General features: G+C 31.7%; 8 protein-coding genes. 3 read left to right on the top strand and 5 right to left on the bottom strand.

From position 1 onward, the window contains the following. Positions 1-25: 25 nt before the first annotated feature. The gene (locus FH779_RS14215) at positions 26-2335 is read right to left on the bottom strand and encodes a CHC2 zinc finger domain-containing protein (RefSeq protein WP_180905170.1); all 2310 of its coding nucleotides are present in this window, start codon (positions 2333-2335) and stop codon (positions 26-28) included. Between the two features lie 180 nt (positions 2336-2515). Here FH779_RS14215 and FH779_RS14220 point away from each other — a divergent pair, with 180 nt between their 5' ends. From FH779_RS14220 to FH779_RS14230, 3 genes are read left to right on the top strand one after another with little or no spacing between them, the layout of a single operon-like run. Continuing rightward, positions 2516-2863, top strand: coding sequence for a helix-turn-helix domain-containing protein (locus FH779_RS14220; protein WP_180905171.1), 348 nt, complete (start codon positions 2516-2518; stop codon positions 2861-2863). 19 nt (positions 2864-2882) lie between these two features. Next, entirely contained in the window at positions 2883-3101 is a 219-nt protein-coding gene (locus FH779_RS14225) for a DUF2683 family protein (protein WP_180905172.1), read from the top strand. Between the two features lies 1 nt (position 3102). Continuing rightward, complete coding sequence (locus FH779_RS14230) at positions 3103-3369, top strand: Txe/YoeB family addiction module toxin (RefSeq protein WP_180905173.1); 267 nt, start codon at positions 3103-3105, stop codon at positions 3367-3369. A 444-nt stretch (positions 3370-3813) separates the two neighbouring features. Here the strand turns inward: FH779_RS14230 and FH779_RS14235 are convergent, their stop codons facing one another. From FH779_RS14235 to proS, 4 genes are all read right to left on the bottom strand, one after another. Continuing rightward, positions 3814-7212: a DUF6443 domain-containing protein gene (locus FH779_RS14235; RefSeq protein ID WP_180905174.1), complete on the bottom strand. Its 3399-nt coding sequence runs from the start codon at positions 7210-7212 to the stop codon at positions 3814-3816. 11 nt (positions 7213-7223) lie between these two features. Beyond that, entirely contained in the window at positions 7224-10508 is a 3285-nt protein-coding gene (locus FH779_RS14240; protein ID WP_180905175.1) for a hypothetical protein, read from the bottom strand. Between the two features lie 2 nt (positions 10509-10510). After that, entirely contained in the window at positions 10511-12025 is a 1515-nt protein-coding gene (locus FH779_RS14245; protein ID WP_244957971.1) for a T9SS type A sorting domain-containing protein, read from the bottom strand. Positions 12026-12317: 292 nt separating this feature from the next. Beyond that, positions 12318-13796, bottom strand: a complete 1479-nt coding sequence (gene proS, locus FH779_RS14250) for a proline--tRNA ligase (protein WP_180905176.1) — start codon at positions 13794-13796, stop codon at positions 12318-12320. Positions 13797-13803 lie beyond the last annotated feature (7 nt).

The raw sequence follows: 13803 nt of genomic DNA on the forward strand, positions 1-13803 counted from the left end.
TCTCGTCGTACCTATCGTTTTACTTCTAATTTCGTACTTCTAACTTCTCAATTTGTAGCAGTATTTTTTCTTTAATAGTTTGTCTTAACTTCTGATAATCATCCCAATAATCCACTCTATAAGCGATTTTACGCAAGTTTCCTGCATATTTACTGGTTAAGTATTCGAGTTCAATCAAGCTGTTCATGTAGCGTGAACACTGCGCTTTGCTCATGTTAAACGCCAAACGGATTTCTCGTTGGGTAAAATCGATTTCAGATCCATTTGCATTTTCTTTGTGTGCTTTTTTGGCTAAATAGGCTTTTAGTTTTTCAAAAAACTGACGCAAACTCCCGTCTAATTCATCCACTTTTAGCACAATACTTTCAAAAAGAACCTCCGTTGCTTGCTTTAAATCTTCCACCTGTGTGATTAATTTTCCATCGTCTGTCAATTGTCTATTTTGCTGATTAATCAAGGTAATTTGGCGAACGATGCTTTGAAACATTTCGTTTAATCGTCTGATTTTATGCACTTCTTCGGGTAATTCTAATCGTGTTGCAAAGGGATTAATCACGTGATACGGCACAAGATTTCGGATGATATGTTGAACATCATGTTTGGTTTTTTCTTCGGATTGATGACTGACTTCGCCTGCATATTTTTGATTTTGATAGGCGATAATTCGGCGAGACTGTTCCTTACTTTCATCCACCGCCAACAGAAAACTACGGCTCATATTATCTTCGTAAATCTCGCCTTTTGTCGTGGCAGACAGCGAACTAAACACGCCACGAACTTCTTTTTTAACGGCTTTGATATTGCCTTTTTTATCTTTAATCGAGACAGAACTCGATAAACGTTGATTACTAATTAACTCTCGCATGGCAAACATGGCTTCTTCTTTTAAACCGTCTAAATCCTCGATAATCAGAAGCTTTCCGACTAATTCATATTCGCCCCAATTGTACAAACTACTTTCGGTAATTCGGGTAAAACGAAGTACATCTTCTTGTGGCATTAAATCGGCTATTTTACTGATTAAATGGGTTTTTCCACTGCCTGAACTTCCTTGTACAATGGCGTGTAGCGGATGTTTGGTTTTATATGAACTTGCAATGATAAACAGTAATAATCGGCTATCTTGTTCGCCTACAATTCCGCTTTTTTCAATTAAATCATTCAATTGAAAAAATAAATCAGTGGTCATTTTAGGCTGTTCCAGAGGTGTTGGTACAGTTTCTTTTTCAATTGAAAAAGAAGGAGTAGAAGAAGAAAAATCAATTGATTTTCTTTTCTCTAAACAGCCTAAAACAGTGGCTTCATGGTAAGCGGTTAAGGTTTCGTTGACGTCTTTATCAAGCCATTCTACCGTAGAAAATGCTACTTTTAGATGAATCGTCTGAAGTAATTTTGCATACTTCAATGTCGCTGTTTGCCCCGCTTCATCTGTATCAAAACAGAAAATAATTTCTTCCAATTCATTTAGATTTTTGATTGCAGAAAGGATTTCGTTTGTTAAGCCATTCGTTCCAAAACAAGCAAGTATTTCATATTTTCGTAATTCTAAATTCGTACTTCGTAATTGGAGTAATGAAGCTGCATCAATAATACTTTCGGTTAAAATCAATTTTTTGGTTGTTGAACTTGGATAATTTGGATAAACTCCAGAACGATTTTTTAAGTAATAATGGTGAGCAGTGCTCACAGACGATTTATTCTTTTGACCACTTATAATCGATCTGAAGTAAAATGATACGGTCTGCCCGTGGCAGTTTTTGAGCGGAAAAACAAGGGATTTATTTCCGAATGGTTTATAGGATTGTCCGCCTGTTTTGCTGTTTGTTCCGTAGGGAATTAATAAGCCTAATTCTACACATTGGTTGATTAATTTCTCGTCTTTTCTCGACCCATGATGGAATTGTCCCGAGTTAAAGCCGACTTCTAATTCATCCACATTTAAGGCTCTGGAATGGCAATAGTTTTGAGCGGGTTCACTGCATAATAATCCTTTACGGAAACTTAGAAACATCTTTTGTAGAAACGCTGAATGGTCTGCGATTTGAGGAATGCGGTTTGGTTCGTTTACCGCAAAACGCTCTTCGCCAGCCAAACTTTTACACTTGTTTAGTGCTTCGTGTTTGCTCAATTTCTCATAATCTTGCACAAACTGAATGACATCGCCTGTTTTGGAACACGCATGACAATTGTAAAAATTCTTTTCCAAATTAACCTGTAAACTTGCCGTCTTATCCGAATGAAAAGGACATTTCAGCATATTGTTCTTAGGTTCTAATCCGTAATGATGTAGGATTTGAGATAATGATAAGCGAGATTTTATTTCTTGGATTTTCATTTGAAAAAATAATTAAAAAATTTTTACTAATCGTTTTCGCTTACAAACTTAGCGTTTTTGATTTTTAAAACAAATTCTTTTTGCTTTTTATTTTTCAACTGAATTAGTTATTTCACTAACTAAATTGTAATTTTGTAGAGTATATAATACATACGTAGTATGTTTTAAAGTTTATTTGCTATGGAAAATTTTGGAAAAAACTTGAAAGAATTAAGAAGCGGAAAAGGTTTTTCGCAAGAAGTGTTTGCTTCTAAGATTGGAGTTCACGTGACAAATCTTTCTAAATACGAAAGAAATATTTCGATTCCATCTTTAGAAGTAGCGGAAAAAATGGCGAAAATTTTGTCAATTTCTTTAGACGAATTAGTTTACGGAAACAATAAAGCAGATGCTATTTTACAGGATAATCAGTTGTTGAATTTATTTGCAGAAACACAACAATTAAATGATAATCAAAAAAATACAATCAAAGATTTATTAGAAGCTTTTATTTTAAAAAATAATCTGCAAAAACAATTAGCAATTTAATTACTTAAAAAATTAAATCATGGCAACACAAGATATTTTTATTTTTGAACCCGACACATCTGAACAAGCAAAAGCTTTGAAAGCCTTTGCTAAAGCTCTAAAATTAAAGTTTGAGATAAAAGAAAGTCCTTATAACCAAGAGTTTGTAACTAAAATTGAAGAAAGCCAAAAACAAGCGAAAGAAGGTAAAGTTACACGTGTAAGAAAAGAGGATTTAAAAGATTTTTTAGGCTTATAAGATGGCTTTTGATTTAGATTTTACCGACAAAGCAAACGAAGATATCGGGCGTCACAAGAAAGCTGGTAACAAAGCTGTACTTAAAAAGATGCTTGTTCTTCTTGAGGAACTGACCGAACATCCTTTCTCTGGAACAGGAAAGCCAGAGCAACTGAAACACAATTTATCTGGTTTATGGTCGAGACGAATTAATCAAGAACACAGACTTGTCTATGAAGTGGAGCAAAATACTGTAACGATTCATTCTGCTTTTGGGCATTATTTATAAAATAACAAAAGGCAAACAAACGTTTGCCTTTTGCTTTATTGAGAATGTTGGGTTGTTTTCCGGCAACACATCTGATACACTACCATTATTTTGATTTTAGTAATTCAACACTATATACAAACGATACAAAGCTAATTGTTATATAAATTAACAAATATAGGTAACCTATAAAAGAGGATTGAAAATTATAAACTTCATACTGCTTTTTTCTTATATAGTTATTTATAATTAAGAATAATCCTAAACAAAATAAAATAACTGGAATAATATAATTTTTATTAGGATAATGATTCTTCATTAGAATATAATTTATTAATGTTAAAATATTCATCCAAAGCATTATTGTGAAAAATACTGATGTTGTAAATGTTGAAACATCTTGATTACCTACTTTTTTTTGGAATTCAATAAAGTGGAATATGATGTAGTTTAAAATTTTTTTCATTATTGAGTGGGTTTTTCAAATAGATCCTTACCTGATGAATATTCATATATTGCCTTACCTCCAAAATAAATCAAGGAGGCTCCTGCACCAAATGGTCCTAAAAAACCTACACCGCTCATTATCATATCTACAGTAAACTCCGTGCCAGAGATTTGACCTGAGCCATACTGATAAATTGATACAACAGCACCTACTCCAGCTAAAGCATTTCCTGATATTTTAAGAACTTTTGCAGCTGATGCAACTTTTGAAGTTTTGATTGCTGAATTTAAAAGTGATGTTCTATAACTAGGACGAGTATATTCATCTAAAATTGTAAAATTAACTGTAGATTTAGTTTTAAGAGCTTTATCTAAATAAGATGTAGTTTTGGCAATTCCTTGTTCTAAACCTAAAGAAGTCAAATCATAATATTTATTATTTAAAATACCATCAATAAACTCATATTGAGGTATATAACTATTCGTGTTAGATTCTTTTTTATTACTATTTGTCACAGTAGTTTCAGCTAGCTGTATTACTGCACTTACAGTATTTGTTTCAGTATCATAAACATATTCATTATTAGGATCATCAATAAAAGGTTTAAATTCTGGAGTTTTTGGACAAGTAGGGCAAGTTTCAATATTTTGTTCAAATAAGCCAGTTGGATCAGAAAAATAAATTGGATTGTTAAAAGAGAAACGATAAGGAGTCCAATCAGGCATTACTTCAGCAAGTCCATCCTGAGACATAAATCTACCTATTGAAGCATCATAATTTCTGAAGTCCATAGCAGTCCAATTAAGACCTAATTCTTCTTGTAACTCTTTGCCGTTGTATTTGTATTTATAGTTAGTATTCGCAAGATTGGTATTGTTGTATCCACTATGTTTCAATCCAAAAGGATAATAGTTGTTCTCCTCCAATATTTTTAACGAGCCATTTGCTTCTTTTTGATAACTCAATCTTACATTACCCAAATGATCGGTGTAATTGTAAACATAATTAAATGTTGTACCATCTGTTACATTTACATAGCCTTCTGCTGTTGGAAAAAATTGTAATACACTATTTTGATACTGAAAACCTCCTAAGTAATCTGTAGTGGTCACTGTAGTACCATCTGTTACAACCTTTCTTAGCTTAACTCCACTTGCATCGTACGTATAGTTAATCTTTTTGGATGCATTCCAAAGAACTTCTGTTGGTAAATTTAAGTAATTATACGTAATTGCTGTTATTTCTTTGTTTAAATCTTTGGTAAGATTACCATTAAGATCATATTTGTAATCATTTTTAGGATCTTCAATTGTTGTTCCGCTGTATTTATTCTTATCAGCGAAACCATCTTCTGTTCTGTTGTCAGAAACATTAAGAAGTTTATTCGAATTAGCTTGATAATCGTATGTTAAATCATCGATTGTAAATAGATTATTGTTCAATAAGTTTCCATTACGTGTAAAACCTTTTATATTCCCATTATAATCGTAGCCTTTTACATATTCATTATAAGCACCAACATTGGTAGAACCTCCTATAAAACCAGTTTGTATTACAGCAAAATCTGCCGTTAACAGTCGATTTAATCCATCATAATCAAATCTATAGGTTTTATATGAATCTTGTTCATTGGTTTTCCAAGAAACTCCAGATATATTTCCATTGAAATGAGAACCGTAGTTGATATTAAATGAAAATAATTTTGGTCTAATAGCTTGTTCTACATCGTTTATATCTGTTAACCAACCTCTAATATTATACTTATAATCTACCGTTTGTAATGGATTAGAAGCAACCGTGTTTCCAACTTTCTTACTCGTCAACTGATTGATTTCGTTGTACGAATTTTGAACAATGTATTCTATTGCACCATTATTAATTTGGTGTGTTTGATACTTTAATAATTCATTCTCATAATATTCAAAACCTTCATTGATTGTTATTTCTGCTCCTATATCCGTTGGTTTGTGCTTGGTAACTGTATGCTTAACCTTTCCTCTAAAATCTAAAATAGATGCGGTTGTTTGATATCCTTTCAAATAATTATCTAAGTGAGAAGCTACTGGACGAATATATTTCGAATCATAATATGTATACGCTTTGTTCCACGTTGCAGTACCTAATACATTGGTATAACTTGCAACAGCTAAACCTTTGGTTTTTGTATCATCAACCCCAACAACTTTTTGATTATCTATAGACGAAGGTGTAACACCTAAATTTTGATAATGATCGTAATAATTAACAGATTGAACGGTTAAGCTTCCGTTAGGAAATTGCGCATTGGTATAGAAAATATTTTGTCCATTATTAGCAAATACAGTTGGTACTCTTTCTTCATTATTAGCCGTTTTTTTATTGTTCAAAGCGGTTTGCATTGAACCTCGTGTCGCTGTATTTTTAAAGAAACCTGAATACACCATTCTTCCAAATTTATCGTATTTAAAGAAAGTCCATCCTTTTTCAACTGCCGTTCGTTGATTGATATCTTGTTGTAAGGTTAAACGATCTTGGTTATCATACACCATAAATTCACGTCCTTTTCCAGGAAGTTGTTTTTCAACTAACCTGTTCTTTTCATCATAAAAATATTGATAACCTAATTCGGCAAGATTATTTCTGTAAGAATTGATATTTCCATAATCGGTATTTATTAATTGTGGTGGAAGAACAAAGGTTAAATTACCATAAATATCGTACACGTAATACGTATCATGATTACCAGACGAATTTAAAGGAGCTACTGTTTTTGATTCGATGTGAATTCTTTTCAGAACAACTCTCCCTTCTTTGTCTTTAAATTCCTCAATAGGTTGACCATTCTCATCTGTTGTAATCGTTTTATATAAAGCTCCTCCTGAATATGTTATAGAATTACTTAACGTTAAAGTTGGATTGGTAGTAGGATCTGCTACGCCAAAATTAAAAACTTCTCCATCTGAATTTGTTGCATATTGAAATCCTATCTCATGACCTGCTCCTTTCATCCAGTCTCTTCCTGGAGCAGCCTGAAATAACACTCGGTTTAAAGGTGAATTCTCAAATGTTTTTTCTGAATAAGGAATATAGTCTCCTGTCGTTTCTAAGTAAAAAGTATCTCCTGTTGCTCCAGTATTTAGTTGATTACTTGCTCCAGAAATAGGAAAAGGCAAATATTCTTTGGCTTGACGCCCAAAACCATCATATTCAAATGGTGTTACAATCGTATTACCTGTAGGTGAAGCACCTACTTGCAAGGCTTGTTTTTCACGTCCTAGACCATCAAAATAAACAACAGTTTCTTTCTTTTCAGAACAATCGGCTTTTAAACATTCGACTGTTTTAATGTAATTCTCCGTAGAGGTTTGTGCATATACACTACCACTTCCTAAAGTCAGAAGCGTACCGTATATAAAATTTTTATAAAAGTGTTTCATCTCGCTATAGCTTAAGGTTGTTTGTAGTTGTACTCAAAGGTTTTTAATACTTCTTGTTTATCATTTACGATAGATTGCAAACGGTTAGCTGCATCATAGTTGTAATATTCTGTTTGTCCGTTTGGCCCTGTAATACTCGTGACACCAACAAGAGGTTGATAGATATAAGAAGTGATCATAGCTTGAGGTAATGCTGTTCGTAAACTAGCAAAAGAATCTTTCGTTAAAGTACCATTGTTGCTTGCTATTTCTAAATTTTGAATAAAACTACTAACCTCTGATAAAGAAGCTCCTTCTATTTTAGCGATAGGATATTGACCGCCATATCCCCAAATAATAGAAACAGGAATTCCATTTTCTAAAGTATATTGTGTAAGATTACCTTTAGCATCATAACTGGTGTAAGTTATTTTTCGGTCGGCTGTAGTTTTAATATTGACACCATTTCCTTTCTTTTGATGAACAGCAGCTTTCTGAACGATTCCATTGAATAAATTATATTGATTATGAACTTCAGAAATATATACGCCATCAACACTTTGTTTGACAACAACTGGCTCTGCAATGCGGTTAGCATCGGTTAGTTCTTTCATGTAATCTTCTTGTCCAACTAAATCAGGTGGATATTGGTATTCCGTAGTTAATGTTTCGTTTTTGCTGTTTTTGGTTGTTACACTTGCTGGATACAAATGTTTATAAGTAGGTGAATAGTGATTTTCTGTTGTTATCACTATACTATCATTTGGAAAAAAATCAGTTGTTGTTGTTCTAATATTTTGTATCCATGCATTATCTATTGAAAAAGGAGCATATTCAAATTTAGCAAAAACAAAACCATTCTCATCTTGTACTTTTGTAATATCTAAACCATATTCTATTCCAGAATGATTTGGAAGTGCACTTGATGAAAATCTATTTAAAAATCTATCTTCATTGTAATCAAATATAGTTTTTTTTACTATTGTATTCTCATTATCTTTTAAAACCTCCTCTTTAACTTTTCCTTGTAAAAAAGCTTCATTACATATAGGATATATAAAATTTGATGTTCCATAACCATCAAAACGCGTAGAACATCCGCTATTATTATACATTGTCAGTTTTGTGTAATTTTCACTTTCCTTTTTTAAATTTTTATACGTTTCAGTTACGTATTTATATAATACAGATTTTCCATTTATTGTATTAATTTGCCACCCAGGATTGTTTGTTATTATCCTTTGTTTTCCAGCTAATTTAGTATCTCCTTTAGTAAAATTTGAGGTATAAAAAGTTCTGAATTGATTTTCACCATATAAGGTTCCACTTTCTTTTGTTGTTTCTGGAATCGCATAAGTATAATCTCTAGTAATCGTATTATTATTGTTATCATCAAGAGTAATGTTTTTAACTCTTATAGTTCCTATAGATTCATTATGTTCAGGTACAATAAAAGTTTCTCTTTCAATCCATGATAATGTTGCGTAACAATCAATAGATTTTTCAGTTAAATGATCATAACCTTTTTCAATAGACATTTTAAAACTTTTACCTTCAATATCTGATGCTTTGTAAGGCGTTCCATTTCCCAATGTATATTGATAAGGATTTTTTATTATGTTTTGATTAGTAGATTTATTTAGAACGGATAAATAACAATTTCCAACTGTTTCTACTCCTGAACCATTATCATTATCTCCTGTGAAATTTAGTTTAACATCATATATTCGTATATTATTTCCTTTTCTCGCCTCAAAATCTAAATAATCATATGTAGACCTAGTATTATAAGTTTTTTCTACATGATAAATAATAGAATCAACACTTTCTTTCTTAAAATATTGATCAGCTTCATATTTAATAGTTAAACTTCCTTTTGTTGGGTATATAATCTTTTTTAGATTTCCTATGATTCCATATTCAAGATTAGGTTTTTTATCAGCTCCTCCATAAAAAGATGTATTCCCTTTAAAGTTAGTTATGGTAGCTGCTGGGATAGAAGACATCTGTCCGCTTTTACCATTATAAACCCCCCAATAATCTTGCGCAAAAGAGAAACGATTAATTAATGGTTTTTCTTCATAATATTCTAATCTATATTTTTGATTAGAAAATATCTCTTCAATCTCTTCTAATTTTAATCGTTTATCAATACCTTTAATTAATCTACTATCAATTAAGTTCATTTGCCTTGTTAAATCTTGATGAATATCAAGCGAAGGAGAAACAAAATAATTTGCGGTTTGGTTTAACTTAAATTTTTTAATAGGTTTACCATTATAGTCTATTACAATAATTTCTTCTAAAAAAACTTCTCCTGGTAAATCTTGTCGTTCTTTTTTACTATTATTTACATTATAATTAAATTCAATTGCATTATTCTCATACTTTATCCTTTTTAATACAGGTTCATTTGAAGATGAATAATACAAGCAAAAAGGCGATATATTAGGACCTGAACCTTGCGAATCATCATTAAAATAATTAACTGCTTTTATTTCATCAACTTTTTTTTGTTCTGAAAAACCAGTAGCAAACATGGTATGCGCAGGATGTTCATATTCATATTTAATTATTTTTTTATTTTTGGTTAAAATTTTTTCTAATATATATGTAGAATTTGAAGCTTCGGCCAAAACTGAGGCACAAGTGTTATAGTTATAACTTGACATTGGACTTGAAAAGAAAAATTCATTTCCTTGATCATCTATAATTATTATTGTACCATCTTGCTTTTTAATTTCAATAGGATAATATGGGATAGTAATTCCTTTTGAATTTTTAGAATCAATAATAAATTTCCCTGAATAGTTTCCAATACTATAAGAATAAATATCTGGTTTATATTCTTCTATTGGTTCCATCCCATTTCCTACTGCGGCCATTGCAATCTGATAAGAAGGATTGTCTGCACTTGTAACATCATTAGGATAAAATGTTCCTGGATCAAATATTTCTCTTGTATTATAGTAATCTTTGGCTCCTACAACTTGCATTGTCAATGATGGACCTGCATTAAGATTCCAACCTAAACCTACTCTTGAAGCTATTTCATCTACTTTAACACCTGCTGTTGAGTAATCTAACTGTATAGGTATAGTTAATCCATCAACCTGAATTGTGTAAATAGGGATATTAAAGTTTGCTACACCTGTATAACTACCTGCAGGAATATCAACGAATTTTGCAAATGCATATGCTTCAGGTGTTTTAGGATATAAATCTATATTATAATTATTACTATTTTCTCCTATACTCACCTGTCCAAAAACATTTCCTACAGCTAATAAAATAAATAGCACTATTTTTTTCTTCATAATTACTTTTTAATAATTTTAATAGATTCGGTTTGGTTGTCGGTTTTGATTTTTAGGATGTAAACACCAGCTGGATAATTCCCTAACGAAATTGGTGTTGAACGATACTTCACCTCTTTAGTTTGCAAATGTTGACCGGTTAAATTATAAACTTCAATTATTGCTTTTTCAAACTCTTTGTTGATTAAAACATTTACAAAATCACGTGTAGGATTTGGGTAAGTTTCAACGTATACTCGTTTGATATCATCTTCTTCTTTTCCGAGTTTCACTAAATAAAAATCCGATTGACCTTTGTTTCCTTTAGCTTGTTGAGTAGAATTTCCAAATAGAATGATTGAGCCATCACGAGTGGTGATTGCTTTTTCGAGATAATTGAATCCCTCTTCTCCAAACTGTTTGTTCCAAACCTTTGAACCATTTTCATCAAAAGATTGAGTGATGTAATAACTCTCGATAGAATGATTGTTACTTTTTAATTGCCCTAACGTAGAGATTTTATTCGCTGTTAGAAGAAATTTATTATCAATTAATTTGATTTCTGTAATAGTCAAATCATTATCTATTTCTAATTCGGTTGTTTTTTGAGTTTGAAAAGTAAAATCGGTTTGAATAACCTTTGGGTTTAACTTATTTTCAGCCTTTTCTAGAATAGAAAACAAATAACCATTTTCATGTTCTTGAAATGAAATCAACTGATTTTCTGAATTTAAATTTAAATTCTGTTCAGAGATTATTTCTCCTTTTTGAGTAATCTGAACTATCCAAGCTCCATTAGAAGTTTGATCTATCGTTTTATTTCCACTTATAGGAGAGTTCGAATTGCCAACTAAAACAAAACCGTCTTTCGTTTCTATAACCGATTTGATTTTATCATCAAATGATCCACCATACGTTTTTTCCCAAAGGATTTCTCCTTTTTCATTTAGTTTGATGATGTAATAATCGTTTCCTCCAAAATTCTCGCTCTTTTTGTACTGAGAAGGTGTTGAGTTAGAATTAGCAGCTATTAAATATCCTTTATCTTTTGTTCGAATAATTTCTACAGGAATGTCATTCCCATTTCCGCCAAAAGAATTTTGCCATTGTGTTTTTCCTTGTGCATCAATTTTTATAACCCAAATATCTTCGTTCCCTTGGTTTTCACTTATTTTATCGCCAGATTTTGAAGATGTAGAAGCCCCTACTAAAACATAACCACCGTCAGAAGTAGATTGAGCTGCATATAAAAAATCTGAACCATTTCCTCCAAAAGAATTTTGCCATTCTTGTTGACCGTTCTCATCCATTTTCCAAATGAAATAGTCTAAACTTCCTTGATTTTTCTTTTGAATATCTCCTATTGTATTAGAAGCAGAACTCCCTAAAATCAAGAAACCATAATCGGGTGTAGAAATCGCATTGTATAAATATTCTGCTTGTTCTCCTCCTATAGACTTTTCCCACATTATATCTTGTTGTGCTGAAATAGTATACATAGAAAATAAACAGAATACCGACAGTAGAGTTTTTCTCATATATCAATATTTACTTTTTTGCAAAAATAGTCTTTTTTACTATATTGACATTATAACGAAATCTATTCTATATCAATAATGTAATTTATATTTTCAATTTTACAAATCTCAAACAATTATCTAAAAATAAATTACGGTTTTACGTAAAATAAAATCCAAAAAAATAATTTCCCTACTATAGTAATTACATTTAAAAGAATTGCACGCCAAAAAACATCAAAATAGAAAAGGAGCTAATTAATAGCTCCTTTTTTATTTTGGAAAGTTTTTTTGCTAATTATTGTTTAGTAAATTAATATGCTTTCGCATATAAAACTCTGTATTTTGCAGGTTTTCCAGAGAAAACATCAACTCCTTCTGTAGGCGTTTCAAAAGCTTGAGGAATACAACGAATTGTTGCTTTCGTCGCATTTTTTACCGCTTCTTCTGTTTCTTCTGTTCCGTCCCATAAAGCTGAAACAAAACCACCTTTATTTTCGATAATATCTTTGAACTCTTCAAAAGTTGTTGCTTCTGTTGTATGAGTATCTCTAAAATCTGACGCTTTTTGGAATAAATTAGTTTGAATATCTTCTAATAATTTCTCTACTTCAGTTGACACATTATCCAACGCAATAAATTGTTTTTCTAATGTATCACGACGAGCAACCTCAACATGACCTTTTTCTAAATCTTTTGGTCCAATTGCAATTCGTACAGGAACACCTTTCAATTCGTATTCAGCAAATTTCCAACCTGGTTTCGTTTTATCATCATCATCAAATTTGATCGAAATTCCTTTCGCTTTCAATTCTGATGAAAATTTATCCACTACTTGACGAATTTCTTCTAATTGTTCTTCTGTTTTATAAATTGGAACAACAACAATCTGAATTGGTGCCAATTTTGGAGGTAAAACTAATCCTAAATCATCAGAATGCGTCATAATTAATGCCCCCATCAAACGAGTAGAAACTCCCCAAGAAGTTGCCCAAACATATTCTTGTTTTCCTTCTTTACTAGCAAATTTTACATCAAAAGCTTTCGCAAAGTTTTGCCCTAAAAAGTGAGAAGTTCCCGCTTGTAAAGCTTTTCCATCTTGCATCAACGCTTCAATTGTGTACGTGTCATCTGCACCCGCAAAACGCTCAGAATCTGACTTTCTTCCTTTTACAACTGGAATTGCCATAAAATTCTCTACAACATCCGCATACACTTCTTGCATTTGTTGCGCTTCTGCAATTGCTTCATCTTTTGTTTCGTGTGCTGTGTGTCCTTCTTGCCATAAAAATTCGGCAGTTCTCAAAAACAAACGCGTACGCATTTCCCAACGCACAACATTTGCCCATTGATTAATCAAAATTGGTAAATCGCGGTACGACTGAATCCAACCTTTGTATGTACTCCAAATAATTGCTTCTGAAGTTGGACGAACTATTAATTCTTCTTCTAATTTTGCTTCTGGATCTACAATTAATTTTCCTTTATTATCAGGATCATTTTTCAATCGATAATGTGTTACAACTGCACATTCTTTTGCAAAACCTTCTGCGTTTTTTTCTTCAGCTTCGAATAAACTTTTAGGAACAAATAAGGGGAAATAAGCATTTTGATGACCTGTTTCTTTAAATCTTTTGTCTAATTCTGCTTGTAGTTTTTCCCAAATAGCATAGCCATATGGTTTGATCACCATACACCCTCTAACCTTGGAATTTTCAGCTAAATTTGCTTTTACAACAAGCTCATTGTACCACTTAGAATAATCCTCAGCACGAGTTGTTAATTTTGCCATAATCTTT

Source organism: Empedobacter falsenii (assembly GCF_013488205.1).
Lineage (GTDB): Bacteria > Bacteroidota > Bacteroidia > Flavobacteriales > Weeksellaceae > Empedobacter > Empedobacter falsenii_C.